Origin of the sequence: uncultured Amphritea sp., from assembly GCF_937127095.1 — a bacterium.
Taxonomy (GTDB): Bacteria; Pseudomonadota; Gammaproteobacteria; order Pseudomonadales; family Balneatricaceae; genus Amphritea.
Genome location: NZ_CAKZLP010000076.1, coordinates 1 through 16,732 on the forward strand (window position 1 = coordinate 1; position 16,732 = coordinate 16,732).

Consider the following 16,732-nt stretch of genomic DNA (forward strand, 5'->3'; position numbering starts at 1 on the left):
GGATGCAGACCATATTTCCATGGGACGGCTGCTGAATTACCTGTTCGAGGTCACCGAACGCTTTGGCATGGAAACCCGGACTGAACTGATCCTGTTGCAACGCACCATGGTTGTGGTCGAAGGGGTGGCACGTTCGCTCGACCCGCGGATCAATATCTGGGAAGTCGCGCAGCCCGTGGTCGAAGATTACATAAAAGAATTGCGCGTGCACGCTCACCTGGAAGCCGAGCGCGGCGTTAAAATTCCAGGCTATAAGCTGGTGCCTAAGCGTGCGTCGCGCCAGTACAACGACAAGGAAGCCGCCGAGGCAGCATTGCGTAAAATGTCCGGCGTGAAAGTGGCCGACATTATGAACCACACGCTAAAAACGCCGGCGCAGATAGAAAAATCAATTCCTAAAAAGAAGTATGAGACATTCGCAGAAGCGCATGTTAGCATGGTTTCATCCGGAACCACGTTAGCGCGTGATACGGATAACCGGCCCGATGTTAGCGATCCGCTCTCGCAGCTCGCACGACATGTGGCCGACTAAGTAAAAAGTAACAGGCAACAGGAGACAATTAAAAATGTCAGACGGCCAAACAAACCTCCCTGCGGGTTTTCAAAATGCAGGCGTACCGATGGACCCCACAGCACTGAGTCAAGCATTGTCCAATATGGGCGGCGGCGAACCCGACGGCGGCAACGCCTTTGATGCGGCCGTCGCCGTCGCCGCCACGCTGGCGGTGGTCGAGCCCTACAGCTCCGGTATTGGCGGCGGCGGCTTCTTCCTTGCCCTTACGCATATCGGCAATAGCTTTTTCCTGAGCTAATTCCAAATCACGTTGAGCGCGGTCAGCAGCGTCTAGACCATCAGCAATCTTCTTTTTACGCTCTGCCAGGGCACCTGTAATTGGTGGCCATACGTACTTCATGCAGATCATTACAAAGATTGCGAATGAGATGGCCTGACCGATGATGGTTAAGTTAATATTCACGCCATTACCCCTCGCTGTTCATTATTACGTTGTAACTCGATGTAGATAGTTTCTATCCGAGAGTTACGCAACAGCGAACATCAGGTACATACCCAGACCAACACCGATCATAGGAACAGCGTCAACCAGACCCATTACGATGAAGAAGTTAGAGCGCAGTAAAGGCACCAGTTCAGGTTGACGCGCAGCGCCCTCCAGGAACTTACCACCCAAGTTACCGATACCAACAGCGGCACCAATTGCAGCAAGGCCCATCAGTATCGCAGCAGCTAGAAATACTACAGCATTAGCCATTTCCATCAGTTTTTCTCCATTAAAGTTTCAAAGTTAAAGTTAAAGTTAAAGTTAAAAAAAGTTAAACCCGCACACCACTTAGTGATCATCGTGAGCCATAGCCAGGTAGACAATTGTCAATACCATGAATATAAAGGCTTGCAGAGTGATAACTAAAATATGGAAGAGAGCCCAAGGCACAGACAACGCCCATTGTGCCCAGAATGGCAGCAAGGCAATCAGGATGAAAATCATTTCACCTGCATACATGTTACCGAACAAACGCAGTGCCAGAGAGATCGGTTTCGCCAGCAAGCCCACAATCTCAAGGAACAGGTTAAATGGTAAGAACCATTTACCCAGAGGCATGAAAGACAATTCAGCTAAGAATCCACCAACACCCTTTTGCTTAATACTGTAGTAAACGATCAGGAAGAATACACTGAAAGCCATACCCAGCGTTGCGTTTGGATCGGTCGTTGGCACTATCTTCATGTAGCCAACACCCATTGCCTGCGCGACATAAGGCACCCAGTCAACTGGCACCAGATCCATCAGGTTCATCAGGAAAACCCAGATGAAGATGGTTAATGCCAGAGGGGCTATCAACGCATTTTTATAATGAAAAATACTGTTTACGTTGTCGTCAACGAATTCAACGATCGATTCAACAAAGTTTTGTGTGCTACCTGGTACGCCAGAAGTTGCTGCAGTCGCAACTTTCTTAAACAACCAGACAAATAATAAACCCAGTCCAATAGACCAGAGCATTGTATCCACGTGAATTGCCCAGAATCCAAAATCACCTGGCATGATACCGTTTGAGGTATCAACAAAACGCCAGCTATCGGTAGCCTCATGGTAACCGAAGGTCAGATTCGTCAAGTGATGGGATATATACTCTGAGGATGTTAATGTGTCACCGCTACTCGCCATTCTCAGTTCTCTCGTTTCAAAGTTTTAGGAATCGGTCATCTACTTTCATTTGCAGATACCAATTGAGTATCTGCAACAAAATAAAAGTAAGAAATAAGGGAAATGGGCTCAGTGGTTGAACCAGGATAAAGACCGCTGCAAAGCAGAGGATCGATATCACCATTTTCCATATTTCACCAATATACATATCCGCCAGAATACCCCGTGGGGTTTCACTCTGGCGCCCTAAGACTCGCCACGCAAAAAAAACATTTGGTAGCAAATATAAAATGCCACCAATCAGAGCCGAGTATGCCGCAACAACACTGTGTAACAGTGTCGCTAAAGTGATGACTAATGTTACCGCCATCTGTATCTGAAAAATTATCTTAACCTTGGCACGCGTCCACTTAGTAAACTTCGTTCCAGGTACACTTTTTTTTGCTTGTTTCACAGATACGTTCGACTGCTTAGCTCTTTAAATGCCGAATTTCGCATAGGTCATCTTGATCAGCGAGCAGATTATATGGGGTTAAGGCTTCAGACTCAACCTGTCAATAAGGGTTTTACACTAATGTATTAAAAGGATTGATATTAGTTGATACTTTATTACCTTAAGTGGCCCAAGATGGCCGCTAAAGCATCGGGCGTTTCATAATTTATGGTAATTTTGCCCTTACCTTTAGGATTCTGATTGATCGCAACTTTTGCGGCAAAGCGATGTGACAGCTCTGTCGCCAGCTGCTCTAGTTGAGGGTTGGTAGGTTTTGCTTCCCGCGGAGGCGTTACTTGCGCTTCTGATTCTCGTAACTTTCTTACCAGTTCTTCGGTTTGACGAACAGAAAGCCCGCGCCCTGCCACATCCTGAGCGGCTTTTAACTGTGCCCCGGTGTCTAATGAGAGTAATGCACGGGCATGACCCATCTCAATATCACCATACTCCAGCATTTTCTTCACTTCATCGCTAAGATGCATCAGCCGTAACAGATTGGTTACCGAGGAGCGGGATTTACCTACCGCATCAGCCACTTCCTGCTGGGTTAGCTCAAACTCCATTTTGAGACGATCCAGCGCGATCGCTTCCTCCATCGGATTGAGGTTTTCCCGCTGAATATTTTCAATCAGCGCCATCGCAATCGCCGCTTCATCGGGCACATCACGGATAACCGTAGGGATCTCGTCCAGACCCGCCATCTGACTGGCGCGCCAGCGGCGTTCACCGGCAATAATCTCATACAGGTTTTCAGCCACTGGACGGACAACGATAGGCTGCATCACCCCCTGGGCTCGGATGGAGTTAGCCAGGTCTTCCAGCGCCTGCGGCTCGAGATCACGACGGGGCTGATACTTACCACGCTGAATCTGATCGAGTGGCATCAGCCGGTAGCCGTCACCCTGTGATTTCGCTTCTGATACAGCATCATCTGCAAATTTAGTACTGGTTGATAACAGAGCATCAAGCCCTCGTCCTAAACCACGCTTTTTAACCGCCATCGATCAGCCTTCCTGTTCCTGTTTATCTGCCCGTTTATCATTTTGCGCCGATTTTCGAATCAGCTCGCCCGCCAATGCCAGATAGGCCACCGATCCCCGGGAGTTTTTATCATACATCAATGCCGGCAACCCATGACTCGGAGCCTCTGCCAGACGGACGTTACGCGGGATAACGGTGCGATACACCTGATCCCCGAAATATTCTACCAGATGGTCAGACACATCTTTGGTCAGGCTCATGCGGGGGTCGAACATGGTGCGTAAAATCCCTTCGATCTTCAACGAGGGATTAAGACGTTTGTTGATCTTATTGATCGTGCCAATCAGCGAGCTGATCCCTTCAAGCGCATAGTATTCGCACTGCATCGGAATAATAACACCGCTGGATGCCGCCAGTGCATTGACCGTCAGCAGGTTTAGCGAGGGCGGATTGTCGATGAGGATAAAATCATAATTATCCTGAACCTTTTCCAACGCCATTTTCATGCGAAATTCACGCCGCGGCAACTGTAACAACTCAACTTCAGCAGCGGTCAGATCACCGTTAGAACCAACAATATCGTAACCCGCCGGGGCATTTCTGATAATCGACTCTTCCAGGGTCGCTTCACCGATCAGCACCTCATACACTGAGTTTTTCAGGTTGTGTTTATCGATGCCGCTGCCCATGGTGGCGTTACCCTGAGGGTCCATATCAATCATCAGCACCCGTTTCTTGGTGACCGCCAGAGACGCAGCCAGATTAACGCAGGTGGTGGTTTTGCCCACGCCACCTTTCTGGTTGGTGATGGTTAATATTTTAGTCACGTTCAAGTTCTCCCTAACATCAGCAGATGCCGCTCGCCATCAGTGCCCGGCACCGTTAGCCGGATACTCTGAAGCAGATTAATGGACTCAGGTAATAACTCAATCTCTTCAACAGGATACATCCCTTTCATTGCAAGAAAAATACCCTTGTCCGAGCACAGGTGCGAAGTCCAGTGAATCATATCCTGTAATGAGGCAAATGCCCTTGATATAACCCCATCAAAGGGGATTTCCGGAGTATATTTCTCAACCCGCTCGTGAATCACGTCAACATTGTCCAGTCCCAGCTCAGCTTTCGCCTGAAACTGAAACCGGCTTTTTTTTATATTACTGTCCAGCAGCGTGATCGGCAGATCGGGTCGACAGATCGCCAGGGGAACCCCCGGTAAACCCGGCCCACTGCCAACATCGATCAGCCGTTCCACATCGATGTAGGGCAGCACGCTCAGGCTATCGATCAGATGACGACTGATCATCTCTTCCGCAGAACGCACCGCTGTCAGGTTAAAGGTCTTATTCCATTTAACCAGCAGCGCATGGTATTTCAGCAGCTGATCATACTGTTCATCACTAAGATTCAGGTCGATCTGCTGGCACTGTTGTTCAAGTAGAGTCCGGTACTGCTGCATCAGGCCTGAGCCTTCTTCTGGGTCATCTGTTTCTTCTTCAGGTGGATCAGTAACAACGAGATAGCAGCTGGGGTCATCCCCTGTATGCGCGCCGCCTGAGCAATACTCTCAGGTCTGATCTGTTCAAGCTTGGCCGTCAGTTCATTGGATAAACCACCCACCGAGGCATAGTCATAATCGATCGGCAACAGGGTATCTTCCTGGCGACGAACCTTATCGATATCCTCTTTCTGCCGGTCAATATAACCGGCGTACTTAATCTGAATCTCAACCTGTTCCGCGACCCGTGGGTCACTCACCGGCACACCTTTCAGTCCGGCTACCGCGGCATAATTCAGTTCCGGACGTTTCACCAGATCCTGCAAATTATATTCGCGACTAATCGGCTGTTGCAGTTGTGCGTTAAGCAGCTCAGCTTCAGGGGTGCCCGGTTGAATCCAGGTTTCTTTCAGGCGCTGATTTTCCAGCTCAATCGCTTCCCGCTTATCGCAGAAACGCTGCCAGCGTTCATCACTCACCAGGCCCAGTTCACGGCCCTTCTCGGTTAATCGCAGATCGGCGTTATCTTCCCGCAAAATCAAACGGTATTCGGCCCGGCTGGTAAACATACGATAAGGCTCTGAGGTTCCCAGGGTGATCAGATCGTCTACCAGAACACCCAGATAGGCTTCATCCCGGCGCGGATACCACTGATCCTTCTCCTGTGCCCGCAGCGCAGCGTTAACTCCCGCCAGCAACCCCTGAGCACCGGCCTCTTCATAACCGGTGGTACCGTTGATCTGACCGGCAAAATAAAGCCCGTTGATCACTTTGGTTTCCAGCGTATGTTTAAGATCTTGCGGATTGAAAAAATCGTACTCAATCGCATAACCGGGACGGGTGATAAAAGCATTTTCAAAGCCACGGATAGAGCGCACCGCAGCCAGTTGAATATCAAATGGCAGACTGGTTGAAATACCGTTGGGATACAGCTCATGGGTGGTCAGGCCTTCCGGCTCAACAAACACCTGATGGCTGGTTTTGTCAGCAAAACGGACAATTTTATCTTCTACCGATGGGCAGTAACGCGGCCCTACTCCATCAATAACACCGGTATACATCGGTGACCGATCCAGTCCGGAGCGCAGGATATCATGGGTGCGCTCGTTGGTATGGGTAATATAACAGCTGATCTGACGGGGATGATCCGCCAGTGAGCCCATAAATGACATCACCGGTGTTGGCGTATCCCCAGGCTGTTCCTGCATCAGGCTGAAATCAACACTACGGGCATCAATACGCGGCGGTGTACCGGTTTTTAAACGGTCGACCCGTAACGGCAGTTCCCGCAAGCGGTCCGCCAGAGCGATCGATGGCGGATCCCCCGCACGACCCCCCGCATAGTTATCCAGACCGATATGGATCTTACCACCGAGGAAGGTACCCACCGTCAGGACGATATTGTTGGCAAAGAAACGCAACCCTGACTGGGTAACCACACCTTTGACCGACTCACCTTCGACAATCAGATCATCCACTGCTTGCTGAAAAAGTTGCAGGTTCGGCTGGTTTTCCAGGATATTCCGGATGGCGGCTTTATAGAGTATACGATCCGCCTGTGCCCGTGTTGCACGCACAGCCGGGCCTTTGCGTGAGTTCAGGGTTCGAAACTGAATACCCCCTTTATCGGTCGCAACTGCCATTGCGCCACCCAGCGCATCGATCTCTTTAACCAGATGACTTTTACCAATACCCCCGATCGCCGGATTGCACGACATCTGACCCAGGGTTTCTATGTTATGAGTTAACAGCAGAGTTTTAACACCTGTACGGGCTGCCGCTAACGCAGCTTCAGTCCCGGCATGGCCACCACCAATTACAATCACATCAAAGTGGTCAGGATAGTCCACTCACTTAACCTCATTATTTAATTTGGAAGAGCCTGAATATGTCTGCCTGAAGGCAATGGCTCAGAAAAAGGCGCTAAGTATAAACCTAAGGGGTCAATATAGAAATGGTTAAACTTTGTACACCTTTTAATCTGTTCCTCTTTTCTTAATCTTTTATATATAAGTTAAATATGTTCTTAAGATATGTTCTTTATTTTTATTCTTATTATTAAGCAGAGCTCTTTCAGTTGATAACCACTATATTGCTTTTAATTTCAATAGCTTATAAGAGAGAAAACCCTGTAGTATAACTGCGAGTAACCTCTTAACAGGGTGTCACAGAGCTGTGTATAACCAGGCCGTTTATGCACAGGCACTGTTACACACAGTGTTGTTAACCTGTTGTTCCCATGCAGTTATACAGTTTACTCACAGGGTTTAGGGGATAGATTGAGATAGCGGACATAATTATCCTGAACATCTCTCCTGCGAATAATAGAGCTGCTACATATACACCGGTGTATTGAATAACCTCTCTGAAGAACCTGAGCCTGGTATGAGTACGCTCACCGGTTTAACCAAGGGGGTGCAACGGGGAATTCTTTAACAATATCCAATAGTATCAATAGTTTAATCATGCATTTCTTGCGTAATTAAGCGCGATATCGGCTGCTGAGCATTACCCCGCTGTATTTTTATTCAATGATCAAATTTTCAACATGGATAAGATAAGCACCGGGTCTGCACAGTTTATTCGCTGCTAATCCAATGCTTATCCACTGCTAGCTGTTAGTAAGTTCTATCCTTCAAATATGATTGACACTTAACTCATTAAAAATAATGAATATTAATTCACATGCAGATTTTTCATGATTGTTTATAACTTTTAGAGGAGTGCTGTATACAGAGCGCAGAGGGGTTGGGGATAAAACTATGTGAGTAACTCTTCAATCAACAGATCTAATTGTTCGCGGGGGGATGTGAAAAAATGGGGGGGTAAATATAAGCGGTTGCAGACGATCAGGGGTGATCAGAGATCAACCCCGTTTTGGTTCAGCCACTGCTTAAGTTGGCCCAGCGGCAGTGCACCACTGATACGGGCGGCCTCTTTGCCCTGCTTAAACAGAATCAGAGTGGGTATTGAGCGGATCTGCAATTGTGCGGCAATCGCCTGTTGCCCTTCAGTGTCGAGTTTAGCCAGACGAAGTTTCGGTTCAAACTGTCCTGCTGCCTGTTCGAATACCGGGGCGAACTGCTTACAGGGCCCACACCAGCTTGCCCAGCAGTCAACCAGAACCGGTATATCATTGCGACTGATCATGCTCAGATAGTTGGCGGACGTCAGATCCACGGGTTTACCCTGGAACAGTCGCTGCTTGCACTTGCCACATTTAGGGCCGTCAGCAAGTCGCGTTGTGGGTACTTTATTGGTTGCTGAGCAATGAGGACAGCTGATATTTGAAGTCATAGTGAGTCCTTACTTATTCTTAAGGTAGAGTTTTTTCTATTTACCAATGCAGAATGAACTGAAGATGCGTCCCAGCAGATCATCTGAACTGAATTCACCGGTAATCTCACTCAGGTGCTGTTGCGCCAGACGAAGATCTTCAGCCAGCAACTCTCCGGCACCGCCGTAGATAAGCTGTTCCTGTCCGGTTAATAACAGGCTTTCACTCCGATTAAGGGCATCGATATGTCTGCGGCGGGCGAGAAAACCACCCTCGGTCGTATTAGCATAGCCCATACAGTCTTTCAAATGTTGGCGCAGGTTATCAATACCGACATCGGCTTTGGCCGATAAAGAGATCAGTGTGTGGCCATCATGTTCACCTATTACCGGCTGTTCAGAGGTCAGATCACACTTATTACGAATAACCGTAATCTTACTTTTGTCTTCCAGGCGGCTGACAAACTCAGGCCAGATCTGTTCCGGGTCATCGGTGGCGGTGGTGGTGCCATCCACCATCAGCAGCACCCGGTCGGCTTTTTGAATCTCATCCCAGGCGCGGCTGATACCGATCCGTTCTACTTCATCCGGGGCATCGCGCAGACCGGCAGTATCAATAATATGCAGGGGCATACCGTCGATATGGATATGCTCGCGCAGCACATCCCGGGTGGTGCCGGCGATGTCGGTGACAATGGCTGATTCTTTACCTGCCAGGGCGTTCAGCAGACTGGATTTCCCTGCATTAGGGCGTCCGGCGATCACCACGTTCATCCCTTCGCGGATCAGACTACCCTGCCGGGCTTCCTGCTTAACCTCGGCCAGTTTATCGATGATCTGTTGCAGATCACCGGCGACTTTTCCGTCGGCGAGAAAGTCGATCTCCTCCTCCGGAAAGTCGATAGCGGCTTCGACATAGATACGTAGTTGGGTCAGTGCTTCAACCAGCTGATGTACGCGATCTGAAAATGCCCCCTGCAGTGATTTCAGAGCACAGCGGGCGGCTTGCTCTGAACTGGAATCGATCAGATCAGCAATCGCTTCTGCCTGAGTCAGATCCAGTTTGTCGTTGAGAAACGCACGTTCTGAGAACTCACCTGGATTGGCCAGCCGTGCACCACACTCCACCACCCGCCGCAGGATAAAGTCCATAATGATCGGGCCACCGTGGCCCTGAAGTTCCAGTACATCTTCACCGGTAAAGGAGTTAGGGCCGGGAAAATAGAGCGCTAAACCCTGATCCAGTTGACTGTTATCGGCATCAAAGAAGGGACCGTAGTGGGCATAGCGGGGTTTTGGCACAAACCCCACCACCTGTTCTGCGATAGTTGCAGCCAGCTTTCCTGAGACCCGAACAATACCCACGCCTCCGCGTCCTGGCGGCGTGGCTTGTGCGGCGATGGTGTCCTGGTTTATCAGCGTCATTGAAGCCTCGGAAACGTTATATAAGTGCTTTGTTATAAGCGCTTTATTATATGCTTTGAGAAAGATGGGATTTTATCACAACTCAGACGCAGCTTCGCTTAAGTAGCCAGAACGGCACTGCGTGTTCGCTAATCGTTAGAAAAAGCCTGCAATCGTGCTATTGCCTAAAACGTTGAGAGGCTCTTAAGTTTTTTCTAGCAAGCGACGTAGTCGCGTCTAACTACTAGCAGGAAACGGAGTTTCCGTTCTGGCTACTTAATTAAGCGAAGCGAAAAAAAGGCCTCATCAGAGGCCTTTTTTGTTCGTTGGTGAAGACTTACTTACTAGTCCCTTCACCCTCAATCTGTTTGTTAATCAGGTACTGCTGTGCAATCGATAGTACGTTGTTCACCAGCCAGTACAGTACCAGACCCGCCGGGAACCAGAGGAAGAAGAAGGTGAAGACGATTGGCAGCATCTTCATAATCTTCGCCTGCATCGGATCGGGAGGCGTAGGGTTCAGCAGCTGCTGAATAAACATCGTTGCACCCATCAGGATCGGCAGCATGAAGTAGGGGTCCATCACTGACAAGTCATTAATCCACAGTGCAAAAGGTGCATGACGCAGTTCAACGGATTCCATCAGCGTCCAGTAAAGGGCGATGAATATTGGCATCTGCGCAACAATAGGAAGACAGCCACCCAGCGGGTTGATCTTCTCTTTTTTGTACAGCTCCATCATCGCCTGTGACATCTTCTGACGGTCATCACCATACAGCTCTTTCAGACGGGTCATCTCAGGGCCAAATTTACGCATTTTGGCCATCGATTTAAACGCTTTAGCATTCACCTGGAACAGCAGTGCTTTTACGATGACGGTGACAAAGATGATAGCCACACCCCAGTTGCCTACATAACCATGAATGGCTTTTAGCAACCAGGCCAGAGGTGACGCGATGAACCAGAGAATACCGTAATCAACAGTCAGCTCCAGGTTAGGTGCTGCCTGTTCCAGCAGGTCGGTATCTTTTGGTCCGGCATAAAAATTTGCACTAACGGTCTTGGTTTCGCCAGGTGCTACAACGAATTCGGGAGAAACAAAGCCGGCAATATAGTTACCGTTGCTTACCCGGCTGCTATAACTGTATTCAGCACCAGCCGCTGGAATCCATGCACTGAGGAAATAGTGCTGAGACATCGCTACCCAGCCATCAGGGCTGACCTTCTTAAAATTCTCCTTCTGCATATCATCGAAGGATAATTTTTCGTAGTTTTTATCGACAGTTGAAAATACTGCACCCAGAAAAGCCTGCATTCCCATACTGGTGGTTTGCGATGGATCTTTTGAGCCATCACGTTTGATCTGACCAAACAGTTTAGCCTGCCATGCTTTGGCAGAACCGTTATTAACCAGAAATTCCTGTTCAATAACGTAGTTGCCTTTAGTAAAGACGTAACGTTTAGTTACCACCACGCCGTCTTCACCGTTATGCACCAGATCAACGGTCAGCGTGTCGCCTTCCAGCTGATAACTGTTTTTCGTTGTAGTGTATTCCGGGCGACCGCCGGTTTTGGCGTCGAGTCCATCTGTACCGATCAGGCCACTCTGGGAAACATAGGTACGATTACCGTTCTGTTCCAGCAACACGAAAGGTTGATCATCATTCAGCGCTGCTTTGTGTTTCGGCAGCGTCAGTTCGATAATATCGCCACCTTTAGTATCGATCAGCAGTTCAAGAACGTCGGTCTTAACTGAAACCAGTTGCTGCTGTGCTGAAGTAACGGCTGCTTTAGCTTCGGGCAGGTCGGTATTAACAGGAGCATCAGTGGTGACTTGAGGCAGATCATTACCTTCCTGAGCAACGGTATCGGTGCTGGACTGGTAAGCTGAAACAGACTCGGCCTGGGTAACCGCTACCGGTTGAACACCGTAGTCCTGGTTCCATTGAAGCACTAGCATATAAGAGATAATTGCCAGTGCTGCGATCAATATAATGCGCTGTACATCCATGGTTTCTGGACCATTCAGTTATAAGTTTTAATTTGATTTGTCAGATTTTGCCTTGGCTCGGCCAATCAGTCGGTTCCAGCTCTTAGCGATAAGGGCCTGAACTTCGCTGTTTTCAATATCTCCCAGACCTTGTCTGGCCAGAATTACGATATCGACATTAGGCAGCGTATGCTGATTAAGACGGAAAGACTCGCGAATGATACGCCGAACGCGGTTACGATTAACAGCTAAACGGATATTTTTTTTGGAGAAAACAAAGCCGACACGGGGATGATCAAGATCGTTTGGACGGGCAAGGATCAACAGATGCTTATCTGAAACCTTGAGGCTGGCTCGGCTGAATACCTGTTTAAAATCCCCGCCGGTTAAAAGTCTTAACTGGCGGGGATAGCTGAATTCATTCATTCAGAGAGCCTGACAGGCAAAAATTATGCTGACAGACGCTTACGGCCTTTAGCGCGACGACGGTTAATTACCGCACGGCCATTTTTAGTTGCCATACGTGCACGGAATCCGTGAGTACGCTTACGCTTCAGGTTACTTGGTTGAAATGTTCTTTTCATTGGTCAGTCCTACTAACATACAGTGTGGTGGTATCAGTAAGGTTGGCTGAATCCCACGGTCAAAAACAGACGCGAAATTGTAGAGAAAACGTTTTCGCTTTGCAAACAATTCCTGCAAAGAAATCTAAAAAAGCACCATCAGTGCCATTGCTGCGAGATTCCTTCTTATATAGAGGCGGGGTTTTAGTGCCTCTTTATGAATTTATTCAGATATGCACAATTATTTGTTACTAACTCTGCTTTGTATATTAAAAACAATAATATAGCTTGTTGATAGGTCTGGATATTAACTGTTTTTAACGTATGGATAGTTTTTTGTGCTGTGCTCTGTTTCCCGCGTTATCCGTGGATTCTTTGCTAATTGATTGAAATACATGCAGAAAAGAATTAGTAACAGTTTGCTTCAAACTGTGGATAAGCGGGCGGTTAAAGGGTATTATCTGCTGATATTTTTTACGTTTACGGTCTTGTTCTCGATCACTCACCAGCAGTGAAAACAGAGGATGTTTAAGGATTAGCTATGTCGGCTGAGTTGTGGGAACAGTGTCTTCAGAATCTTCAGGATGAGTTCCCCTCACAACAATACAATACCTGGATCAGGCCACTCAAAGTGTCAGATGAGTCTGATACCGGGCTGGTATTGCTGGCGCCTAACCGTTTTGTTAAAGACTGGGTGTGCGATAAATACCTCAATCGGATCCGTGAGATCGTCAATACGGTCAGCGGTGATATCGCCGCCAAGGTGAGTATTGATATTGCCGGTCGTGCGAATGGTTTCTCGCAGAGACCGGTGCGACCTGCGCCACCGCCGACCGCTCCCCGGCGTCCCGCCAGCCGTTTTGATGATAATGAGTCTTTCTCATCTGCGCGCAACAGCCATAGTGCTGCGCCGGTGGATAAGCCGCAGCCGATTGAAGAAAACGCCCCCTATCAGCTGGCGATTGATGACAGCAGCTTTCAGCCGATCAATCATCGGGAAATCATTGTCCCGTCCTCTGCCCTATCCTCCTCTTCGCGCAACGTTGATGTTGAAGGCAGCGTGCGGCACCAGTCCAATCTGAACCAGTCGTTTACCTTTAACTCTTTTGTTGAAGGTAAGTCCAACCAGCTGGCGCTCGCAGCAGCACAGCAGGTGGCCGATAACCCGGGCGGTTCTTATAACCCACTGTTTATCTACGGTGGTGTTGGTCTGGGTAAAACCCACCTGATGCATGCGGTGGGCATGGAGATGCTACAGCGCAACCCGAAAGCCAAGATCGTCTATCTGCACTCCGAACGCTTTGTCGCCGATATGGTGAAGGCGCTGCAACTGAATGCCATTAATGACTTTAAGCGCTATTACCGCTCGGTTGATGCGCTGCTGATCGATGATATCCAGTTTTTTGCCGGTAAAGAGCGTTCCCAGGAGGAGTTTTTCCACACCTTCAACGCCCTGCTGGAGGGCGGTCAGCAGATGATCCTCACCAGTGACCGCTATCCGAAAGAGATCAACGGTGTTGAAGAGCGACTGAAATCCCGCTTTGGCTGGGGTCTGACCGTGGCGATTGAACCACCGGAGCTGGAAACCCGGGTAGCAATCCTGATGAAGAAGGCTCAGGAGGCGCAGGTGCGGCTGCCGGATGATGCGGCATTCTTCCTGGCACAGAAAATTCGTTCCAATGTCCGGGAGCTTGAAGGTGCACTGAAACGGGTGATCGCCAATGCCCATTTCACCGGAAATGCAATCACCACACCTTTTATTAAAGAATCACTGAAAGACCTGCTGGCATTGCAGGATAAACAGGTTAGTATTGATAACATTCAGCGGGTTGTAGCCGATTACTATAAGATAAAAGTATCGGACCTGCTTTCGAAACGACGCAGCCGTTCTGTAGCCCGGCCACGACAGGTTGCTATGACGCTGTCTAAAGAGCTGACCAATCACAGTTTGCCTGAGATTGGCGATGCTTTTGGCGGACGGGATCACACCACGGTACTGCATGGTTGTCGTAAAGTAGCTTCGCTGCGTGAGACCGATACGGATATAAGAGAGGATTATCAGAATCTGTTGCGTCATCTGACCGCGTAACAGGCTGATCAATTAAGGGTAGCAAAAAGATGAAATTTGTTATTTCGCGAGAAGCGCTAATTAAACCCCTGCAGTTGGTTGCGGGTGTTGTGGAACGTCGTCAGACTCTGCCAGTGCTTTCCAATATCCTGTTGGTTGCCGAAGGCGATCAACTGTCGATGACCGGTACCGATCTGGAAGTTGAACTGGTTGGCCGGGTGCAGCTGGATGAACCGGCTGAAGCGGGCTCAATCACCGTTCCGGCACGCAAGCTGATGGATATCTGTAAATCCCTGCCAGACTCTGCCCAGATCGAACTGACCCTTACCGGTCAGAAGATGGTGATCAAAGCGGGTCGCAGCCGTTTCACCCTCTCTACCCTGCCAGCGGCTGAGTTCCCCAATGTTGAAGATAGTCCGGAATCCTTTGAGCTGGATGTACTGCAGAGCCAGTTACGCCATCTGATCGACCAGACCGGTTTCTCTATGGCGCAGCAGGATGTTCGTTATTACCTCAACGGTATGCTGCTGGAGATCACCGAAAACAGCCTGCGTGCTGTGTCTACCGATGGTCACCGTCTGGCAACCAGTGTTGCTGAGGTGGACACCAACGGTCCGACCAACCATCAGTTTATCGTGCCCCGTAAAGGTATCCTTGAGCTGGCCCGTCTGTTACAGAGCGGTGATGACGAGGTGAAACTGGTGGTCGGTGCCAACCACATTCGCGCCCATGCCGGTGACTTCACCTTTACCTCGAAGTTGGTTGACGGCAAGTTCCCTGATTATCAGCGGGTTATTCCCCAGGGTGGCGATAAGTTTATGCTTGGCACCCGGCAGGAACTGCGCCAGGTATTCAGCCGCATAGCGATTCTGTCGAACGAAAAATACCGTGGTGTGCGCCTGTCGCTGACTAACGGTTATCTGCAGGTCATGGCCAACAACCCCGAGCAGGAAGAAGCGGAAGAAACCGTTGCAGTGGATTATGAAGGCGATACTCTGGAGATCGGCTTCAACGTTAACTATCTGCTGGATGTGCTGTCGATTGTCAGCTCTGAGGTGGTTCGCTTCACCCTGGCCGACTCTAACAGCAGTGCGCTGATCGAGGGGCTGGATGACGCCAACTCCCTCTACGTTGTTATGCCGATGCGGATGTAATCCTGTCAGGGGGCCACAGGCCCCCTTCTTAACGCTCCCGCCTCTATACATGCCGATATGCCGATAACCCAACTTAATATCCGTGCGGTTCGCAATATCAGCGACCTGACCCTGTCACCCTCTCCCGGTATCAACATCATCCACGGCGCTAACGGCAGTGGTAAAAGCAGTGTGCTTGAAGCGATCCATCTGCTGGGACTGTGCCGCTCGTTCCGCACCAATAAACTCAACCATCTGATACAGACCGGCGCGCAGCGTTGTACGGTGTTTGCGCAGCTGGATGCGATGGGCAGCGGAGTGACCCAGCCATTAGGGGTTGAGCGCAATCTGGAGAGTGATTGTCGCATCCGCTACGCCGGAAATAACATCGATATCACCACCCTGGCCGAGCTGTTACCCATCCAGGTGATCAACTCAGAAACCTTCATGATTCTGGAGGGAAGTCCGGCCATCCGACGGCAGTTTTTAGACTGGGGTGCATTTCATTCAAATCCCGAATTTATAAGGCTTTGGCGTGGTTTCAGACGGGTATTAAAACAAAGAAATTCTCTGCTGAAATATGGTAAAATCGAGCAACGTATTCGGGCGGTCTGGGACCGGGAATATATTACCTATGCTGAACAGTTAAATACGCATCGCGAACTGTATATTGAAGCATTAAAACCCGAATTTGATATGATTCTTGCTGATCTGCTTGAGGGCATCAGCATCGATCTCAGTTTTAGTCCCGGATGGGATAAAAAACGCGGCCTTGATCAGGTGCTGGATGAAAACTTTGAGCGCGATCTGCGCCAGGGTTATACCAGTGCCGGTCCTCAACGGGCTGACCTGCGGCTTAAGGTTGAAGGTCACACCGCTTCAGAACGTCTCTCCAGGGGGCAGAAGAAAGTGGTCGTGAGCGCCCTTAAGCTGGCGCAGGGCGTTTTATTTTACAAGTTGAACAGTCGGGCCTGCATCTATCTGATTGATGACCTTCCGTCAGAGCTGGATCAGAACCATAGCCAACTGTTCTGTAACTATTTAGAAAAAACGGCCAGCCAGTGCTTTATCACCTGTGTAGACAGGGATGCGCTGACCGGTTACTGGTCCGATAAGGCCGAGCTGCGTTTTTTCAACATACAAGAAGGGTGCGTTTAGCACTCA

General features: G+C 49.3%; 16 protein-coding genes and 2 pseudogenes. 5 read left to right on the forward strand and 13 right to left on the reverse strand.

Going from position 1 to position 16,732, the window contains the following annotated elements:
• Together Q0499_RS19060 and Q0499_RS19065 are read left to right on the forward strand one after the other, a co-directional pair.
• Positions 1 to 532: DUF2800 domain-containing protein (locus Q0499_RS19060; RefSeq protein WP_299202926.1), on the forward strand; the 532-nt coding region annotated here is incomplete at its 5' end.
• A gap of 34 nt (positions 533 to 566) precedes the next feature.
• Positions 567 to 773, forward strand: a pseudogene (locus Q0499_RS19065) (gamma-glutamyltransferase); the annotation flags it as partial.
• Here Q0499_RS19065 and atpF read toward each other — a convergent pair.
• The 13 genes and pseudogenes from atpF to rpmH form a co-directional block, all read right to left on the reverse strand.
• Positions 759 to 977: pseudogene (gene atpF / locus Q0499_RS19070) on the reverse strand (F0F1 ATP synthase subunit B); the annotation flags it as partial. The pseudogenes Q0499_RS19065 and atpF sit on opposite strands and share 15 nt — an antisense overlap.
• Before the next feature lie 63 nt (positions 978 to 1,040).
• On the reverse strand, positions 1,041 to 1,277 hold the full coding sequence (gene atpE, locus Q0499_RS19075) for a F0F1 ATP synthase subunit C (RefSeq protein WP_215954036.1): 237 nt from the start codon (positions 1,275 to 1,277) through the stop codon (positions 1,041 to 1,043).
• A 72-nt stretch (positions 1,278 to 1,349) separates the two neighbouring features.
• Entirely contained in the window at positions 1,350 to 2,186 is an 837-nt protein-coding gene (gene atpB / locus Q0499_RS19080) for a F0F1 ATP synthase subunit A (protein ID WP_299202933.1), read from the reverse strand.
• Between the two features lie 16 nt (positions 2,187 to 2,202).
• Entirely contained in the window at positions 2,203 to 2,619 is a 417-nt protein-coding gene (locus Q0499_RS19085; RefSeq protein WP_299202936.1) for an ATP synthase subunit I, read from the reverse strand.
• A gap of 155 nt (positions 2,620 to 2,774) precedes the next feature.
• Positions 2,775 to 3,659 (reverse strand): ParB/RepB/Spo0J family partition protein, encoded by an 885-nt coding sequence (locus Q0499_RS19090; protein ID WP_299202939.1) that lies wholly within the window; start codon positions 3,657 to 3,659, stop codon positions 2,775 to 2,777.
• Between the two features lie 3 nt (positions 3,660 to 3,662).
• Positions 3,663 to 4,466: an AAA family ATPase gene (locus Q0499_RS19095; protein ID WP_299202942.1), complete on the reverse strand. Its 804-nt coding sequence runs from the start codon at positions 4,464 to 4,466 to the stop codon at positions 3,663 to 3,665.
• 2 nt (positions 4,467 to 4,468) lie between these two features.
• Positions 4,469 to 5,095 (reverse strand): 16S rRNA (guanine(527)-N(7))-methyltransferase RsmG, encoded by a 627-nt coding sequence (rsmG, locus tag Q0499_RS19100; RefSeq protein ID WP_299202945.1) that lies wholly within the window; start codon positions 5,093 to 5,095, stop codon positions 4,469 to 4,471.
• Positions 5,095 to 6,984: a tRNA uridine-5-carboxymethylaminomethyl(34) synthesis enzyme MnmG gene (gene mnmG, locus Q0499_RS19105; protein WP_299202948.1), complete on the reverse strand. Its 1,890-nt coding sequence runs from the start codon at positions 6,982 to 6,984 to the stop codon at positions 5,095 to 5,097. Before mnmG ends, rsmG begins: the two co-directional genes overlap by 1 nt.
• A gap of 1,009 nt (positions 6,985 to 7,993) precedes the next feature.
• Positions 7,994 to 8,431, reverse strand: coding sequence for a thioredoxin TrxC (gene trxC / locus Q0499_RS19110; RefSeq protein ID WP_299202951.1), 438 nt, complete (start codon positions 8,429 to 8,431; stop codon positions 7,994 to 7,996).
• A gap of 36 nt (positions 8,432 to 8,467) precedes the next feature.
• Positions 8,468 to 9,835 (reverse strand): tRNA uridine-5-carboxymethylaminomethyl(34) synthesis GTPase MnmE, encoded by a 1,368-nt coding sequence (mnmE, locus tag Q0499_RS19115; RefSeq protein ID WP_299202954.1) that lies wholly within the window; start codon positions 9,833 to 9,835, stop codon positions 8,468 to 8,470.
• 316 nt (positions 9,836 to 10,151) lie between these two features.
• Positions 10,152 to 11,825 (reverse strand): membrane protein insertase YidC, encoded by a 1,674-nt coding sequence (yidC, locus tag Q0499_RS19120; RefSeq protein ID WP_299202957.1) that lies wholly within the window; start codon positions 11,823 to 11,825, stop codon positions 10,152 to 10,154.
• 27 nt (positions 11,826 to 11,852) lie between these two features.
• Complete coding sequence (gene rnpA / locus Q0499_RS19125) at positions 11,853 to 12,230, reverse strand: ribonuclease P protein component (RefSeq protein WP_299202960.1); 378 nt, start codon at positions 12,228 to 12,230, stop codon at positions 11,853 to 11,855.
• 23 nt (positions 12,231 to 12,253) lie between these two features.
• Positions 12,254 to 12,388, reverse strand: coding sequence for a 50S ribosomal protein L34 (gene rpmH / locus Q0499_RS19130; RefSeq protein WP_091354204.1), 135 nt, complete (start codon positions 12,386 to 12,388; stop codon positions 12,254 to 12,256).
• Between the two features lie 520 nt (positions 12,389 to 12,908).
• On the opposite strand from rpmH, the gene dnaA reads away from it, so the two are divergent.
• From dnaA to recF, 3 genes are read left to right on the forward strand one after another with little or no spacing between them, the layout of a single operon-like run.
• Positions 12,909 to 14,456, forward strand: a complete 1,548-nt coding sequence (gene dnaA / locus Q0499_RS19135; protein ID WP_299202963.1) for a chromosomal replication initiator protein DnaA — start codon at positions 12,909 to 12,911, stop codon at positions 14,454 to 14,456.
• Positions 14,457 to 14,485: 29 nt separating this feature from the next.
• The gene (gene dnaN, locus Q0499_RS19140) at positions 14,486 to 15,589 is read left to right on the forward strand and encodes a DNA polymerase III subunit beta (protein WP_299202966.1); all 1,104 of its coding nucleotides are present in this window, start codon (positions 14,486 to 14,488) and stop codon (positions 15,587 to 15,589) included.
• A gap of 57 nt (positions 15,590 to 15,646) precedes the next feature.
• The gene (gene recF, locus Q0499_RS19145) at positions 15,647 to 16,726 is read left to right on the forward strand and encodes a DNA replication/repair protein RecF (protein ID WP_299202969.1); all 1,080 of its coding nucleotides are present in this window, start codon (positions 15,647 to 15,649) and stop codon (positions 16,724 to 16,726) included.
• The last annotated feature ends 6 nt before the right edge of the window (positions 16,727 to 16,732 follow it).

Coding starts and splice junctions, on each gene's coding strand:
- atpE (WP_215954036.1), bottom strand. CDS start 1,277: ATGGAAATGGCTAATGCTGTAGTATTTCTAGCTGCTGCGATACTGATG.
- mnmE (WP_299202954.1), bottom strand. CDS start 9,835: ATGACGCTGATAAACCAGGACACCATCGCCGCACAAGCCACGCCGCCA.
- trxC (WP_299202951.1), bottom strand. CDS start 8,431: ATGACTTCAAATATCAGCTGTCCTCATTGCTCAGCAACCAATAAAGTA.
- rsmG (WP_299202945.1), bottom strand. CDS start 5,095: ATGCAGCAGTACCGGACTCTACTTGAACAACAGTGCCAGCAGATCGAC.
- dnaA (WP_299202963.1), top strand. CDS start 12,909: ATGTCGGCTGAGTTGTGGGAACAGTGTCTTCAGAATCTTCAGGATGAG.
- Q0499_RS19090 (WP_299202939.1), bottom strand. CDS start 3,659: ATGGCGGTTAAAAAGCGTGGTTTAGGACGAGGGCTTGATGCTCTGTTA.
- atpB (WP_299202933.1), bottom strand. CDS start 2,186: ATGGCGAGTAGCGGTGACACATTAACATCCTCAGAGTATATATCCCAT.
- yidC (WP_299202957.1), bottom strand. CDS start 11,825: ATGGATGTACAGCGCATTATATTGATCGCAGCACTGGCAATTATCTCT.
- recF (WP_299202969.1), top strand. CDS start 15,647: ATGCCGATAACCCAACTTAATATCCGTGCGGTTCGCAATATCAGCGAC.
- rpmH (WP_091354204.1), bottom strand. CDS start 12,388: ATGAAAAGAACATTTCAACCAAGTAACCTGAAGCGTAAGCGTACTCAC.
- dnaN (WP_299202966.1), top strand. CDS start 14,486: ATGAAATTTGTTATTTCGCGAGAAGCGCTAATTAAACCCCTGCAGTTG.
- rnpA (WP_299202960.1), bottom strand. CDS start 12,230: ATGAATGAATTCAGCTATCCCCGCCAGTTAAGACTTTTAACCGGCGGG.